Origin of the sequence: Serratia sp. NFX21 (assembly GCF_048517035.1) — a bacterium.
In the GTDB taxonomy this organism is placed as follows: Bacteria; Pseudomonadota; Gammaproteobacteria; order Enterobacterales; family Enterobacteriaceae; genus Serratia; species Serratia quinivorans.
In genome coordinates this window covers 4,194,693-4,210,427 of the sequence record NZ_CP183196.1, presented here as the reverse complement: position 1 = coordinate 4,210,427, position 15,735 = coordinate 4,194,693, and the positions used below count along the sequence as shown (strand labels likewise).

General features: G+C 55.7%; 16 protein-coding genes. 8 read left to right on the top strand and 8 right to left on the bottom strand.

Features of this window, described 5'->3' with window-relative positions; genetic code table 11:
* The first annotated feature begins 34 nt into the window (after window positions 1–34).
* From cysM to ACNT1W_RS19690, 3 genes are all read left to right on the top strand, one after another.
* Entirely contained in the window at window positions 35–916 is an 882-nt protein-coding gene (gene cysM, locus ACNT1W_RS19700) for a cysteine synthase CysM (RefSeq protein ID WP_261131531.1), read from the top strand.
* A 209-nt stretch (window positions 917–1,125) separates the two neighbouring features.
* Window positions 1,126–1,806, top strand: a complete 681-nt coding sequence (locus ACNT1W_RS19695; protein ID WP_012146164.1) for a response regulator transcription factor — start codon at window positions 1,126–1,128, stop codon at window positions 1,804–1,806.
* Between the two features lie 5 nt (window positions 1,807–1,811).
* Window positions 1,812–3,134 carry an ATP-binding protein gene (locus tag ACNT1W_RS19690; RefSeq protein ID WP_112362337.1) on the top strand — a complete coding sequence of 441 codons (1,323 nt, stop codon included), beginning with the start codon at window positions 1,812–1,814 and terminating at the stop codon, window positions 3,132–3,134.
* Window positions 3,135–3,209: 75 nt separating this feature from the next.
* Here ACNT1W_RS19690 and crr read toward each other — a convergent pair whose 3' ends face one another.
* From crr to cysZ, 5 genes are all read right to left on the bottom strand, one after another.
* Window positions 3,210–3,719: a PTS glucose transporter subunit IIA gene (gene crr, locus ACNT1W_RS19685; RefSeq protein WP_012146162.1), complete on the bottom strand. Its 510-nt coding sequence runs from the start codon at window positions 3,717–3,719 to the stop codon at window positions 3,210–3,212.
* Window positions 3,720–3,768: 49 nt separating this feature from the next.
* Window positions 3,769–5,496: a phosphoenolpyruvate-protein phosphotransferase PtsI gene (ptsI, locus tag ACNT1W_RS19680; protein WP_012146161.1), complete on the bottom strand. Its 1,728-nt coding sequence runs from the start codon at window positions 5,494–5,496 to the stop codon at window positions 3,769–3,771.
* 46 nt (window positions 5,497–5,542) lie between these two features.
* A complete protein-coding gene (gene ptsH / locus ACNT1W_RS19675) occupies window positions 5,543–5,800 on the bottom strand; it encodes a phosphocarrier protein Hpr (RefSeq protein WP_004936458.1) in 258 nt (85 codons plus the stop codon).
* 395 nt (window positions 5,801–6,195) lie between these two features.
* On the bottom strand, window positions 6,196–7,164 hold the full coding sequence (cysK, locus tag ACNT1W_RS19670; RefSeq protein WP_012146160.1) for a cysteine synthase A: 969 nt from the start codon (window positions 7,162–7,164) through the stop codon (window positions 6,196–6,198).
* 184 nt (window positions 7,165–7,348) lie between these two features.
* Window positions 7,349–8,110, bottom strand: a complete 762-nt coding sequence (gene cysZ, locus ACNT1W_RS19665; RefSeq protein ID WP_419246041.1) for a sulfate transporter CysZ — start codon at window positions 8,108–8,110, stop codon at window positions 7,349–7,351.
* 221 nt (window positions 8,111–8,331) lie between these two features.
* On the opposite strand from cysZ, the gene zipA reads away from it, so the two are divergent.
* The 3 genes from zipA (at window position 8,332) to ACNT1W_RS19650 (ending at window position 11,645) form a co-directional block, all read left to right on the top strand.
* Window positions 8,332–9,330, top strand: a complete 999-nt coding sequence (gene zipA, locus ACNT1W_RS19660; RefSeq protein WP_012146158.1) for a cell division protein ZipA — start codon at window positions 8,332–8,334, stop codon at window positions 9,328–9,330.
* A 78-nt stretch (window positions 9,331–9,408) separates the two neighbouring features.
* Window positions 9,409–11,430 carry an NAD-dependent DNA ligase LigA gene (gene ligA, locus ACNT1W_RS19655; RefSeq protein ID WP_115184114.1) on the top strand — a complete coding sequence of 674 codons (2,022 nt, stop codon included), beginning with the start codon at window positions 9,409–9,411 and terminating at the stop codon, window positions 11,428–11,430.
* Complete coding sequence (locus ACNT1W_RS19650) at window positions 11,430–11,645, top strand: DUF3820 family protein (protein ID WP_012146156.1); 216 nt, start codon at window positions 11,430–11,432, stop codon at window positions 11,643–11,645. Before ligA ends, ACNT1W_RS19650 begins: the two co-directional genes overlap by 1 nt.
* A gap of 34 nt (window positions 11,646–11,679) precedes the next feature.
* Here ACNT1W_RS19650 and ACNT1W_RS19645 read toward each other — a convergent pair whose 3' ends face one another.
* On the bottom strand, window positions 11,680–12,672 hold the full coding sequence (locus tag ACNT1W_RS19645) for a bile acid:sodium symporter family protein (protein WP_017893581.1): 993 nt from the start codon (window positions 12,670–12,672) through the stop codon (window positions 11,680–11,682).
* A gap of 95 nt (window positions 12,673–12,767) precedes the next feature.
* Between ACNT1W_RS19645 and ACNT1W_RS19640 the strand changes: the two genes are divergently transcribed.
* Both ACNT1W_RS19640 and ACNT1W_RS19635 read left to right on the top strand, forming a co-directional pair.
* Entirely contained in the window at window positions 12,768–13,688 is a 921-nt protein-coding gene (locus tag ACNT1W_RS19640; protein WP_012146154.1) for a LysR family transcriptional regulator, read from the top strand.
* A 120-nt stretch (window positions 13,689–13,808) separates the two neighbouring features.
* Complete coding sequence (locus tag ACNT1W_RS19635; RefSeq protein WP_261408610.1) at window positions 13,809–14,570, top strand: integrase; 762 nt, start codon at window positions 13,809–13,811, stop codon at window positions 14,568–14,570.
* Between the two features lie 80 nt (window positions 14,571–14,650).
* Here the strand turns inward: ACNT1W_RS19635 and ACNT1W_RS19630 are convergent, their stop codons facing one another.
* Together ACNT1W_RS19630 and ACNT1W_RS19625 are read right to left on the bottom strand one after the other, a co-directional pair.
* A complete protein-coding gene (locus ACNT1W_RS19630; RefSeq protein WP_012146151.1) occupies window positions 14,651–15,127 on the bottom strand; it encodes a FlxA-like family protein in 477 nt (158 codons plus the stop codon).
* 59 nt (window positions 15,128–15,186) lie between these two features.
* Window positions 15,187–15,735, bottom strand: coding sequence for a nucleotidyltransferase family protein (locus tag ACNT1W_RS19625; protein ID WP_261137244.1), 549 nt, complete (start codon window positions 15,733–15,735; stop codon window positions 15,187–15,189).

Genomic DNA, 15,735 nt, shown 5'->3' with positions numbered 1-15,735 from the left:
TTTTACTTTTCGCACTTCAACACAGGCAAAGATCGTGACAACGCTTGAACAATGCATCGGTAATACCCCGCTGGTAAAATTACAACGACTGGCTGCAGGCCTGGGCAGCGAGGTTTGGCTCAAACTGGAAGGCAATAACCCGGCGGGTTCGGTAAAGGATCGCGCCGCGCTGGCGATGATCCAGCAGGCGGAGCTGCGCGGTGAGATAAAGCCCGGCGATCGGTTGATCGAGGCCACCAGCGGCAACACCGGCATTGCACTGGCGATGATAGCGGCGCTCAAGGGCTATTCGATGACCCTGCTGATGCCGGAGAACATGAGCCTGGAACGTCAGGCGGCGATGCGTGCCTATGGCGCAGAGTTGATCCTGGTCAGCCGCGAAGTGGGGATGGAAGGCGCACGCGATCTGGCGCTGGAAATGCAGAATCAGGGACAGGGCAAGGTGCTGGATCAGTTCAATAATCTGGACAACCCTTACGCCCACTTCACCACCACCGGTCCGGAAATCTGGCAGCAGAGCCATCAACGGGTGACCCATTTCGTTTCCAGCATGGGCACCACCGGCACCATTACCGGAGTGGGGGGCTACCTGAAGAGCCAAAACCCGCAGGTGCAGATTATCGGCCTGCAGCCGGCAGAAGGCAGCAGTATTCCCGGCATTCGCCGCTGGGCACCGGCTTATATGCCGGGGATCTTCCGGCCAGACCTGGTGGATCGGGTGCTGGACATTGAGCAAACCGACGCTGAACAGACCATGCGTCAGTTGGCGCAGCGCGAAGGTATATTCTGCGGCGTCAGCTCCGGCGGGGCAGTAGCCGGTGCGCTACAGATTGCGGCGGCCAATCCGGGCAGCGTGATCGTGGCTATCATCTGCGATCGCGGCGATCGTTATCTCTCCACCGGTGTTTTTGCTTAAGGGTTATCCCCTTTCCAACGCCTGTATCAGGTCCATCCCGGCGGCGCGTTTCGCCGGGAAGAAATCATCCCCCCAATATCTCTTCTTTAACGCGCCGTCGGCCGGGCTGTGGTTAACTGGCGTTCAGGAATATGTAAGGATTGAGTAAAACCGGCTGCGAAGCAGACAAATAGGCGTGAAAATGACGAAAATCCGCGAAGGAGCAAGGCATGAAAATTTTATTGGTCGATGATGACCTCGAACTCGGCACCATGCTGAGCGAATACCTGACCGGCGAAGGCTTTAACGCCACGCTGGTGCTGACCGGCAAGGCCGGGGTGGAAGGCGCGCTGTCCGGTGATTACACCGCAATGATCCTCGACATCATGCTGCCGGACATGAGCGGTATCGACGTGCTGCGCGACGTGCGTAAAAAAAGCCGCATGCCGATCATCATGCTGACGGCCAAGGGCGATAACATCGATCGGGTTATCGGTCTGGAAATGGGCGCCGACGACTATATGCCCAAGCCGTGCTATCCCCGCGAACTGGTGGCGCGCCTGCGTGCGGTACTGCGCCGCTTCGACGAGCGTCCGGATGAGGTGGATGACGAGATTGCGATTAATTTCGGCGAACTGACCCTTAACCCGTCGACCCGCAGCAGTGAATGGCGCGGCAAGGCGTTTGATCTGACTGCTTCCGAATTCAACCTGTTGGAGTTACTGCTGCGCGCGCCGGAGCGGGTGGTATCAAAAGACGAGCTGTCAGAAAAAGGTTTAGGCCGCCCACGAGAAGCCTATGACCGCAGCGTCGACGTGCATATCAGCAATATCCGCCAGAAGCTGGGGGCGTTGACGGACAACGCGCTCAGCATTGAGACGGTGCGCAGCATCGGCTATCGCATCCGATAATGCCTATGCGTGGAAGACTGTTCTGGAAAATCCTGCTCGGCTTCTGGCTGACCTTTATCATCATGACCCAGGCGTTGTGGGTCGCTTTTTCCTTGTATGGCGATCGCTACGAACCGCCGGAAAGTTCGATGGCCCGACGGGTGATTGGGCTGCAGCTGACGTCGGCCGCCACGCAGCTGCGCAGCGGAGGGATGCCGGCGTTGGACGCGATGCTGAAAGACTGGTCGGATGATGACCGGCGCTTGCTTTCCGTGACCCCGCTGGCTCAGCCACCGGCACCGGTAACTGAGGAGCCGGCGTTTGAAGGCCGTCGGATGCCGAAAGCAATCACCACATGGGTGGCAGGTGAGGGCGGCAAGGGCTATTTGCTGAGTTATGACATGCGCAGCCTGCGGGACGAGTATCGCCCCAAAAAACGCTCGCATTTTTTCAATATTCCCGAGCCAATGATTTGGGTGGGCGGGTTAGCCGGGCTGTTGTTCAGTGCGGTACTGGCCTGGAACCTGACCCGGCCGATGCGCAAACTGCGTGATGGTTTTGATCGTGTGGCACAGGGCGACTTGTCGGTGCGCCTGTTCCCGGCGATGCGTCGGCGGCATGACGAGCTTTCTGAGGTGGCACGTGACTTTGACAGCATGGCGGAAAGGCTGGAGCTGTTGGTCAGCGCCCGCGAGCAGTTGCTGCATGACGTTTCGCACGAACTGCGTTCGCCGCTGGCCCGCTTGCAATTGGCAATTGGCCTGGCGCGGCAGAATGCGGGTAACGTAGAGAATTCGCTGCAGCGCATTGAGCACGAAGCGGGGCGGCTGGATAAAATGATCGGCGAACTGTTGGCGCTGTCGCGTGCCGAGAGCAACAGCCTGCCGGATGAAGAGTATTTTGACCTGTACGGGCTGGTGGATGCGGTGGTGAGCGATGCGCGCTACGAAGCACAGATACCCGGCGTAGACATCGTGCTGCAGGCCAGCTCGGACGTGGATTACACCGTCAAGGGCAATGCTGAACTGATGCGGCGTGCGGTGGATAATATCGTGCGTAATGCGTTGCGCTTCTCCAGCCACGGGCAGCGGGTGACGGTGGTGCTAACGCGTATCGAGCAGTTGTTCCAGATTGAGGTCAGCGATCAGGGGCCGGGTGTGGAAGAGTCAAAAATTTCCAGCATTTTTGATCCGTTCGTCAGGGTGAAATCGGCAATGTCAGGCAAGGGCTACGGGCTGGGCCTGGCGATCACCCGCAAGGTGGTCCTGGCGCACGGTGGTCAGGTTGAGGCGCGTAACGGCGAACGGGAAGGGCTGGTGATTACCCTGCGAATTCCACGCTGGAGTTAATTGCCGTTGCGATTGGCTTGAATGACAGACATAAAAAAACGGCGCCGAGGGCGCCGTTCTTGCGTTCATCCGCTATTACTTCTTGATGCGGATGATCGGGGTCTCACCAACGGTGACGTTACCGGTCAGTTTGATCAGTTCTTTGATCTCGTCCATGTTGGAGATAACCACCGGCGTCAGGATAGACTTGGCTTTCTCTTCCAGCAGGGCCAGATTGAACTCGATAACCACATCACCTTTCTTGACGCGTTGGCCTTCTTCAGCGATGCGTTTGAAGCCTTCGCCTTTGAGTTCAACGGTGTCGATACCGAAGTGGACAAACAGCTCGATGCCGCTGTCGGATTCGATAGAGAAAGCATGGTTGGTTTCGAAAATTTTACCGATGGTGCCGTCAACCGGAGCAACCATTTTGTTGCCCGTTGGTTTGATGGCAATACCGTCGCCAACGATTTTTTCAGCGAATACTACGTCAGGTACATCTTCGATATTAACGATTTCGCCAGAAAGTGGAGCTACGATCTCGATAGTGCCCGTGTCTTTCTTGTCATCAGAAACCAGAGATTTCAATTTATCGAACAAACCCATGATCTTCTCCTAAGCATTAAATTGGGCGGCGTTCCAGTGTCGTGGAAGTTTAGCAGAGCGTCTTTTCTTCGATGAATTTATTCACGCAATTCATCAGATCTTGCGCCGTTGGCTGTGCCAAGGCTTGCGCTGCCAACGCCTTCACATCTTCGAAATTAGTATTACGTATAATTTTCTTGATGCGCGGGATTGAAATCGCACTCATGCTGAACTCATCCAGCCCCATGCCCAATAACAACAGTGTAGCACGCTCATCGCCAGCCAGTTCACCGCACATACCGGTCCACTTGCCTTCTGCATGAGATGCATCAATAACCTGTTTGATCAGGCCAAGCACTGATGGGGACATCGGGTTATAGAGATGAGAAATCAGCTCGTTGCCGCGATCTACCGCCAGAGTATACTGGGTTAGATCGTTTGTCCCAATACTAAAGAAGTCGACTTCTTTCGCCAGGTGATGAGCAATCACCGCCGCGGCTGGTGTTTCCACCATTACGCCCACTTCAATTGTTTCGTCAAACGCCTTGGCTTCTTCACGCAATTGCGCTTTCAGCGTCTCGATTTCGCCTTTCAGATCGCGAACTTCTTCTACCGAAATGATCATCGGGAACATGATGCGCAATTTACCGAACGCGGAGGCGCGCAGGATGGCACGCAGCTGGGCGTGCAGGATTTCTCTGCGATCCATGGCGATACGGATGGCGCGCCAGCCGAGGAACGGGTTCTCTTCTTTCGGCAGGTTCATGTACGGCAGGTCTTTGTCGCCGCCGATGTCCATGGTGCGTACGATCACTGCCTGTGAGCCCACGGCTTCCGCAACGGCTTTATAGGCCTGGAACTGCTCGTCTTCGGTCGGCAGTGAGTCGCGGTCCATGAACAGGAATTCGGTACGATACAGGCCGACACCTTCAGCGCCGTTGCGCTCTGCACCTGCGACGTCGCGCACGGTGCCGATGTTGGCACAGACTTCAACCTGATGCCCGTCCAGCGTAATCGCCGGCAGGTCTTTCAGCTTGGCCAGATCGTTTTTCTCGGTCACGTACTGGTTCTGTTCGGCTTTCAACTGATCGATAACGTCAGCGGTTGGGTTAACGTAAATTTTATTGTTAACCGCGTCCAGAATCAGGTAGTCGTCGTTCTTCACCTGCTTGGTCACGTCGCTGGTGCCCACGATTGCCGGCAATTCCAGGGAGCGCGCCATGATGGAGGTGTGTGAAGTACGGCCGCCGAGATCGGTGATGAAGCCCAGAACCTTGTCCAGGTTCAACTGCGCGGTCTCAGACGGGGTCAAATCGGTAGCAACCAGGATCACTTCGTCCTGAATTGAGCTCAGATCGACGATTGCCAGGCCCAGAATGTTCTGCAGCAGGCGTTTACCGATGTCACGTACGTCGGCCGCACGCTCTTTCAGGTACTCATCGTCGAGTTCTTCCAGCGCTTTCGCCTGGCCTTCGATGATGGTGTAGGCAGCCGCGTCCGCAGAAGCCAGATCGTCTTTGATTAGGGCTATGATTTCCTGCTCAAGCTCTTCGTCTTCCAACAGCATGATATGGCCTTCGAAGATAGCTTCTTTCTCTTCGCCGAAGGTTTCGCCAGCTTTGGTCTTGATCGCTTCCAACTGCACGGATGCCTTGGCGCGGCCATCAAGAAAACGTTGGACTTCCTGCTCTACAGCGTCTGCAGAGATTTTCTTCCGGTTGATGACAATTTCATCTTCTTTCAGTAGGAGAGCCTTACCAAAAGCGATACCCGGTGATACTAAAATGCCTGAAATCATAACCCTACCTTACTCTTGACTGGTGTTAACTAAGAAGACGGGCCGATTACTCAAGCTCTGCCATCAGTTTTACCAAGTGTTCAACGGCTTTCTGCTCGTCTTCACCTTCAGCGGAGATGGTCACTACGGTCCCTTGAGTCAGCCCCAGAGTTTGCAGTTTGAACAGGCTTTTGGCGCTGGCGCTTTTACCGTTAGAAGTCACGGTGATGTCAGACGTGAAGCCTTTGGCTTCTTTCACGAACTGAGCGGCAGGGCGAGTGTGCAGACCATTCGGAGCGGTAATAGTAACTTCTTGCTGGAACATTGATGTTTCCCCAACTTATTGGTGTGTTGTGGAGCTAAAGTTTAGCCCAAGGGTATGACTTTAGCTTGTCTGGTTAGCGCCTGACTATGGTACAGGGGCGAGCATTGATGCAACAGAAAACGACGAGTTTGGCACTTCAGATCAAAAAAACCGGCTTCTGCTGTCGTTTAAATCCGCTCTCCATTATGCCGTGTTTACCGCATCCGCGACAAACGAGTAAATCGATTCAGCCTAAACAACGAATGGAGGGTGATTAATTTCGCGCATCGAAATAATGCACCGTTAAATACTAAAGCTGGCGGGTAAAATCAATCTTCGACTGCTATAAACTTTGATCCAGTCCACAAAAAAGCACCCCGTAAGGTGCTTTTTTAGCGATTAGTGCGCGGCTGGCACTACTGTTGCAATTCTTGTTCGGTGAACAAATCGGCGAACAAGGCGGTGCTCAAATAGCGCTCGCCGGAGGAAGGCAATATCACCACGATGGTTTTGTCGGCGAACTCTGGTTCTTCAGCCAGTTTCACCGCTGCGGCTACGGCGGCCCCGGAGGAAATGCCTGCCAGAATCCCTTCTTCGTCCATCAGGCGGCGTGCCATGCTGATGGCTTCGTCGTTGGTGATTTGCTCGACGCGGTCAACCAGGTCGAGATCCAGGTTGCCAGGGATAAAACCTGCGCCGATGCCCTGAATCTTGTGCGGGCCCGGTTTGATTTCTTCACCATTCAGCGCCTGGGTGATCACCGGTGAGTCGGTAGGTTCGACCGCCACGGTGGTAATCGCCTTGCCTTTGGTGTTCTTGATATAGCGGCTGACACCGGTCAGCGTACCGCCGGTACCGACGCCAGAGATGAAAACGTCGACTTCGCCATCGGTATCTTCCCAGATTTCCGGGCCGGTGGTTTGTTCGTGGATCGCCGGGTTGGCCGGGTTGCTGAACTGCTGCAGGATCAGGTAGCGGTTGGGATCGGTGGCGACAATTTCTTCCGCCTTGGCGATCGCGCCTTTCATGCCTTTAGCGCCTTCGGTCAGCACCAGGTTGGCGCCCAGCGCCTTGAGCAGTTTGCGGCGTTCGATGCTCATGGTTTCCGGCATGGTCAGTGTCAGCTTATAGCCGCGTGCGGCGGCGACGAACGCCAGTGCGATACCAGTGTTGCCGCTGGTTGGCTCCACCAGTTCTTTGCCGGCGACCAGGACGCCGCGTTTTTCTGCGTCCCAAATCATATTGGCACCGATGCGGCACTTGACGCTAAAGCTCGGGTTGCGTGATTCAACCTTGGCCAGAATGCGTCCGTTGCCGATACGGTTCAGACGAACCAGCGGCGTATGGCCGATCGTTAATGAGTTGTCTTCATATATCTTGCTCATAGCCCGTCCTTTAACTCTATGAAAAATGTGGGGAACGTCGAAAGCATACGCTAACAGTACCGGCAGGGAAGTAAAGAATTGGTATATCTATATGTTATTAGGAAATAAGTTTTAAGCACAAGGATAAGGGCGCAAATTGCGCGCCCTGTCGAAGAATTAATCGTAATGTGGCCGATAAAACGGCTCAGGAACGAACGAATTGTGGGCGATAACGATCAACCCACATCGCCGTGGCACCGCAAACCGCGACCGGCAGGATCACCAGATTGAGGATCGGGATCATGGTGAACAGGCTGACCATCGCGCCAAACTGCAGATTGTCGGTCTTATGCTGGCGCAGTGCGCGGCGCATATCGGCGAAGCTTACCTTGTGGTTATCGAACGGATAGTCGCAATACTGGATGGCCAACATCCAGGCGCTGAACAGGAACCACAACACCGGTGCCACCGTCTGGCCAATGCCCGGAATGAAATAGAGTATCAGCAGCAGTAGCGCGCGCGGCAGGTAATAAGCCAGCTTGCGCCATTCACGCGCCATAATGCGCGGTAAATCTTTCACAATGCCGAAGATGCCGGTGTCCGGCAGCGGCTTGCCGGTCAGGCTGCCCTCGAGGTGTTCGGCCAGCAGGCCGCAGAAGGGGGCGGCAATCAGGTTGGTGATGGTGCTGAACAGATAGCTGAACACCAGCAGCACGGAAATGACCGCCAGTGGCCACAGCAAATAGCTAAGCCACTGCAGCCAGGTGGGCACATGGCTCATCATGCTGGGGATCCAATCGCCGAGCTGGCGGAACAGCCACCAGAAGGCGGACCCCATCAGCAGTACGTTGACCAGTAACGGCAATACGACATAGCGTTTAATCCCCGGGCGCGAAATCAGGCGCCAGCCTTCGGCAAAATAATGCAGGCCGCTGGTGGAGTGAGAAGGTGACTGCGTATAGGACATATCTTAAGTTATCTCTTTGTCTGAACAGGCTTAGCTATCATATCGGGATGATTTTCTACTGGCTAGGGTGACATTGGCTGAAAAAACAGCAAAAAAAGGCAGTATAATCATCTTTATTGGCATAAAGTTCAGCACGGACTTGCACTTGTGTGCTCGGGCAAATAGAGTTAAAGAGTGAATGTTTGCCGCGGTGGCAATGTATTGGAACAACAGAGATAGCAATGATGCAGGATTTGCGTCTGATATTAATCGTTGTTGGCGCGATCGCCATAATAGCGTTGTTATTGCACGGTCTTTGGACCAGTCGTAAGGAACGCTCATCGCTTTTTCGCGATCGCCCAGCCAAACGTTCCAAAAAGGAACGTGAACAATCCCCGATCGACGAACTCGATGAAGGTGTGGGGGAGGTGCGTGTACGCTCCGCTCACCCGGAAGACGAGCCGTCCTTTGGTCATTTCGATGCCGCTCGCGAAGAACCCGTGGTTGCGCCCAAGCCCGCTCCGGCGGCTGAGCCAGCACCGCGTGCCGTTCAACCGGCTGCCCATCAGACTCCGCCACCGCTGTCTCAGCGGCCGGATTATGATGACATCCTGTTGGACAACTACGCGCAGGAAGAAGACGACGAGCCGCAGCAGCCTGCGCCGCGCCGTGAACCGCGCGTTGACGATCTCCCGCCTGTGGCACCTGCAGCGGAGCCGGCGTTCCATGCCGAACCTGCTCATCAGCCGCAGCCGGAAGTGAAACCAGCGGTGGCGCACGAGCCTCAGCCTGCTCCAGCTGCCATCAAACCGGCAAAACTGAAAGAAACCGTACTGGTGCTGCACGTTACCGCACATCAGGGTGGCGTGATCGGCGGCGAAATTCTGCTGCAGAGCGTGCTGCAGGCGGGCTTCCAGTTTGGTGAAATGGGTATCTTCCATCGCCATATCAGCCCTGCGGGCAGCGGTCCTGTGCTGTTCAGCCTGGCGAATATGGTTAAGCCAGGGTCCTTTGATCCTGAGATGATGTCCGATTTCTCTACGCCGGGCGTGTCGATGTTCATGATGGTGCCGTCTTATGGCGACGCTAATCAGAACTTCAAGCTGATGCTGCAGTCGGCACAGCGAATCGCCGACGATGTGGGCGGTGTGGTGCTGGACGATGAGCGCCGCATGATGACCCCGCAGAAGCTGGAAACCTACAAAGCGCGCCTTCGTGAAGTGTTGGAAAACAACGCCTGACCGACGGCCACGCGCACTGAACATCCGTAACAACAAAGCCCCCGCCTGCCGGGGGTTTTTTATCTTTGATGGTGAGCCATGGAATCGATAATCCAACAAATCAATCAACTACGAACCTCACTGCGCCATCACGAATATCAATACCATGTGCTGGACGCGCCGGAAGTACCGGATGCGGAATACGACCGCCTGATGGGGGAACTGCGTGCCCTGGAAAGCGCACACCCGGAGCTGATCACCGCCGATTCACCGACCCAGCGCGTGGGTGCCGCCCCGCTGGCGGCGTTCGATCAGGTACGTCATGAAGTGCCGATGTTGTCACTGGACAACGTTTTCGACGAAGAAAGCTTCCTGGCATTCTACAAACGAGTGCAGGATCGCCTGAAGAGCAGCGATCCGCTGACCTTCTGCTGCGAGCTGAAGCTGGACGGTCTGGCGGTCAGCCTGCTGTACGAAGATGGCGAACTGGTTCGCGCAGCAACGCGCGGCGACGGCACAACCGGTGAAAACATTACCTCTAACGTGCGCACCATCCGCGCCATTCCACTGCGACTGACCGGTGACAATATCCCGCGCCGGCTGGAAGTGCGCGGCGAAGTGTTTATGCCGCAGGCCGGTTTCGAGCAGATGAACGAAGAGGCGCGTCGCAAGGACGGCAAGATCTTCGCCAATCCGCGTAACGCCGCCGCCGGTTCGATTCGTCAGCTCGACCCGCGTATTACCGCCAAACGCCCACTGACCTTTTTCTGTTATGGCGTTGGCCTGCTGGAAGGCGGCGAATTGCCTCGCAGCCACTGGCAGCGCCTGATGCAGTTCAAAGACTGGGGGTTACCGGTTAGCGATCGCGCCAAACGTTGTACCGGCAGCGACGAAGTGCTGGCGTTCTACCGCCAGGTGGAGCAGGACCGCACGCAACTCGGGTTTGATATCGACGGCGTGGTAGTAAAAATTGACGATATCGACCTGCAGGAAACGCTGGGCTTTGTGGCGCGTGCGCCGCGCTGGGCGACAGCATTCAAATTCCCGGCGCAGGAGCAGATTACCCAGGTGCGCGAGGTGGAGTTCCAGGTTGGCCGTACCGGTGCGATCACGCCGGTGGCAAGACTGGAGCCCGTGCTGGTTGCCGGGGTGATCGTCAGCAACGCCACGTTGCATAACGCCGATGAAATTGAACGTTTGGGCCTGCGCATCGGCGATACGGTGATTGTGCGCCGTGCCGGCGACGTGATCCCGCAGGTGGTGGGAGTGATAGCCGAACGTCGTCCAGCGGACGCGCGTGAAATTTTGTTCCCGCAGCATTGTCCGGTATGCGGTTCCGACGTTGAGAGAGTGGAAGGCGAAGCGGTAGCGCGTTGCACCGGCGGTCTGATCTGCGCTGCACAACGCAAAGAAGCGCTTAAGCACTTTGTTTCCCGTCGGGCGTTGGACGTCGACGGCATGGGTGACAAAATCATCGAGCAGTTGGTGGAAAAAGAGTACGTGAAGAATCCGGCCGATCTGTTCCGTCTGTCCGCCGGGATCCTGACCGGGCTGGATCGCATGGGGCCGAAATCGGCGCAGAATCTGGTCAACGCGCTGGAAAAATCCAAGCAGACCACCTTTGCCCGTTTCCTGTATGCGCTTGGCATCCGTGAAGTCGGCGAAGCCACAGCGGCCAATCTGGCTGCACACTTCGGTACGCTGGAAAAACTGTTAGCCGCCGATATCGAGGCGTTGAAAGAAGTGCCGGAGGTCGGTGAAATCGTGGCGAAGCACACGCGTCATTTCCTTGACGAAGAGCTCAACCAACAGGTGATCCAGGAGCTGGTCAGCGACGAAATCGGTATTAACTGGCCGGCCCCGGTGGTGATAGTAGCGGAAGAGATCGACAGCCCGTTTGCCGGAAAAACCGTGGTGCTGACCGGCTCGTTGAGCCAGCTATCACGTGACGAGGCCAAAGATCGTCTGACGGCGCTGGGCGCCAAGGTCAGTGGCAGCGTATCGAAGAAAACCGATCTGGTGATTGCAGGTGAAGCCGCCGGTTCCAAACTGGTGAAGGCGCAGGAACTGGGCATTGAGGTCATCGACGAAGCGGAAATGATCCGCCTGCTGGGGGCCTGATGGAAAAAGAGAATCTGTTGGAAATTGCCAATACGGTAATGCCATTCGGCAAGTATCAGGGGCGGGTGCTGATTGACCTGCCCGAAGAATACCTGTTGTGGTTTGCCCGTAAGGGGGAGTTTCCCCAGGGCAAGCTTGGTATGCTGATGGAAATGACGTTGGCGATTAAAATTGAAGGGCTCGACCACCTGGTCAAGCCGCTGAAGAAAAGTTGAGTTGCCGGGTGCGGTATCCGCCGCACCCATTTTCCTATCCTCGCGCGGTTTCCACTTTGGGCGCCGCCTGTTGTTCCTGCTGTTTCTTCTGATAGCGTCGTGCCAATACCGCGCAGGTCATCAGTTGCACCTGATGGAACACCATCAGCGGCAGCACCATAATTCCCACGGTTGAGGCCGGAAACAGGATATTGGCCATCGGGATACCGTTCGCCAGGCTTTTCTTCGAACCGCAGAACACGATGGTGATTTCGTCGGCTTTGCTAAAGCCCAGCCAGCGAGCCATATAAGTGTTCACCACCAGCACAATCGTCAAAAGCACCAGGCTGCCCACCACAATAAATACCAGCGAACCGATGCCGACCTGATGCCAGATGCCATGCGTCACCGCTTCGCTAAAGGCGGCATACACCACCAGCAGAATTGAGGTCTGGTCGGTCTTGCCGATCAGCTTGCGGTTGCGTTCAATCCATTTGCCGATCAACGGTCGTGACAGATGACCGGCGACAAACGGCACCAGCAGTTGCAGCACGATGGAGCCTACCTGTTGCAGGCTGCCGGTTTCCCCGTGCACATTCATCAACAGCCCCACCAGCAGTGGCGAGACGAAAATCCCCAGCAGGCTTGAAGCCGAAGCGCTGCACACCGCAGCGGCCACGTTGCCGCCCGCCAGCGAAGTAAAGGCGATGGCCGACTGCACGGTGGCGGGCAGAATGCACAGGTAGATAAAGCCGGAATACAGCTCGGGGCTGACGTTGACCGGCGACCACCATTTAAACAGCACGCCAAGCGTCGGGAAAATAATAAAGGTGCTGAACATCACCCACAGGTGCAGCCGCCAGTTATTGCTGCCGGCCAGAATGGCTTCGCGCGACAGCTTGGCACCGTGCATAAAGAACAGCAGGGCGATGGCGGCGATGGTCAGCGCGTTCAGCCAGCCGACGAACTCGCCGCGCGCCGGCAGAAACGAAGCCAGCAGCACGGTGGCGATCAGCGTCAGGGTAAAGCGATCGGGCAAAAATCTCATGGCGGCGTACTCGAAGAAAAATCAATGCGCCCATTGTCGCGCGACCGGATATAATAATTAAATTGATTTATTTAATTCATATATGAATAAAAAACATGAATTACTCGATTAAACAACTCAAAGTCTTTGTCGCTATTGCCCGGCACCGCAGTTTCAGCCGGGCCGGCGAGGCCATTGGCCTGACACAGTCGGCGGTCAGCCACAGCGTGAAAGAGCTGGAGGCGGAGGTCGGCGTTCGCCTGCTCGATCGCACCACCCGTGAAGTGCTGCTGACCGACGCCGGGCAACGGCTGGCCAACCGGGTTGAACGTTTACTGGATGAGTTGCAGTCGTCATTGTTGGATGCGCGCAGCTTTGGCGTGCTACGCAGTGGTACGGTGCGGGTGGCATCGAGCCAGACCATCTCCGCGCACCTGATGCCGCAGTGCATTGCCGCCGGGGAAAAGCAGTATCCGGATATCCGCATCATGCTGCGTGACCAGGCGCAACAGCAGGTGCTGCACAGCATTCGCAACGCCGAGGTCGATTTTGGCATCGTGGTCGATCCGGTGCAGGCGTTGGATCTGGACTGTGAACCGATCCTGCACGAACCTTTCCTGTTGCTGTGCCGCAACGATCATCCGTTTGCCGAATTGCCCGAAGTGCACTGGTCGGCGCTGAACGGCAGCCGTTTGGTGTTGCAGGATTATGCTTCAGGTAGTCGGCCACTGATTGACAGCGCGCTGCGCCAACAAGGGGTGGAAGCGACGGTAGTGCAGGAGATCGGCCACCCGGCTACGCTGTTTCCTATGGTGGCGGCGGGTATCGGCATCAGTATTTTCCCCGCGCTGGCCTTACCCTTACCGGAGGGTGGCCAATTGAAGGTTCGCCGATTGGTGCCGGAAATCAACCGTGCGCTGATGCTGGTACGGCGTAAAAACCGCTCGCTGACACCGGCAGCAGAGGTCATCTGGCAGGTGGTGGGGCAGCAGGCGGCCTTGTTGCAACAGCAGCGTCAGCGGCAGGCAGATTACTGAGTCAAATATACACATCCACGGCGTTGTGCGCGGTAGCCTGTTTATTGAACAGCATTGACGGTCGGGTTAATCGGCGTACTATAACGAATATAAGCGATATCACGATATTCAGGCGGTAATATGGTCATTAAACAGCGGACACGTCACGAAGTACAAACGTCATTGAACATTCAGACGATTAGCGGGGCTGAGCTTCGCAAGCTTGAAACCAAATCAAATGCTGAGTATTTGGTGGTAGAGCTTGGCGATTTTACAGGACATATTCCGCATTTTACTGACGCCATCAAAGCGGCGATGAAAGCGGCTATTACTTCCCTGGCGACGGCATTCTCTGGCTGTGCAGATGATACATCATCTTCCCTAACGCCCCGAAAAGCGGAGAATAGCACCGATAAAACAGCCAAATTAACAACAGTGGCGAAAGATAAAACGCCGACTGTTCAAGCAAGAACCCGCCAAGATGAAAAAACTGAACGTCAACGTCGTCATGCAGAACGCTTAGCGAAGCACAATGCCGCCATCATAGAAGATTCGGTGTGGTTAACTGCGCATGATTTGTCGCAAAAAACGGGTTTTACATCAGCAAATCCTAGCGCGGGCCCGCATCGTTGGAAATCATCAGGTAAAATTTTTGCCATTCAGTTGCAGGGGAAGGATTTTTATCCGGAATATGCTTTGGATGAAGGGTATCGCCCGCTGCCGATAATTAAAAAAATAATCCTGATGTTTGGTGAAAGGAAAACATCATGGGGGCTGGCCACCTGGTTTGGGGCTGACAATAGCTGGTTGGGTGGCCGTAAGCCCAAAGACATGTTGATCAGCGCGCCGGAACAGGTGTTGCTTGCGGCCAGAGAGGAAACGTTGAGGGGAACTCATGGATGACAGTAAGGGTACTTATGGATGACGGTGATGAGCCTGATATGGCAGGCTCAATCAAGTGATTTATCAGTGTAAAAAGCCTGTCAAATATACACATCCACAGCGTTGTGCGCGGTGGGGCGGTTGATGCCATCGCCCTTGGCCGGCGCGATACTAGCGGCAGCTTTAGCCGTTTGCTCTGCCTGCTGTTTTTCCATCTCTTCTTTCTGAATGCGCGCGATCTCGGCCTGCAGCATTTTGATCTGTGCCTGAATCAGCTGTTTTTGTTTTTCAATTTCTTTGGGATCGGCGTCCGAGTCTTTCAGGTCTGCCAGTTTCTGTTGCAGCCCCTGGATTTGCTTGTTCAGCGACTTGATACGCGCTGAAGCGCTGCTGTCGGCCACGTTCATCTGATCGTTACCCTCAGCCTCCCTGGCTTCTTTCATCTTGCCGCCTTCCGGCTGCTGGTTGACCGGCTTGGCCATCAGCAACTGCCCTTGGTTACCGGGGGCGCTAAAAACGTTGCTGATGCCGGGTACGGTGTTTTTCACCGGGACAATCATGGTAATGCTGGTCGACATAACACTCTCCCTGAGTTTGGATTTCGCTGCTCAGGGTATCGGCAGAATGGGGTAAAACTTTACCCGCGGATTTGCCGCAGGCGTGGCCAGCGCTGCAACCAGCCTTTGCTGGCCACCCGTTGTTCATAGGCGTCGAGGTCGCCGTTTTTGGCATTGAAGGTGATGGTGTTATCGAACAGCCCGTCGAGGCCAAAGGGAGCCACCAGCTGTAGGCTGTCATCCGCATTCAGCCGCACGCCCACCGCCGTTTCCAGCTCGGTCCAATAGCTGATGGCGTCTTCGCTGTTAAGGTAGGGCACCCGACCGCTGCGCAGGTGCATGCGCGCCTGATTTTTCACTGACCAGGGCTGCGGCAACCATTCTTGTAACCGTGCTTCCAGCATCTGGTCACGCTCCGCCTCCGGGCGCTGTGCGTCAAAATGGATCACGTCGATGTCGTTGAGCGGCGTTGGCATTGCGTAATCGTGCAGCCGATCCCATACCAGATTACGCACAAAGCCGGCACCCAGGCACCAGTCATTCAGACCGAGCCGACGGGCGGTGCGCAATATCGTCATCCTTTCACTATCTTGCTGTAACCATTGGATAATTTTTTGTTGCCGGGTCAT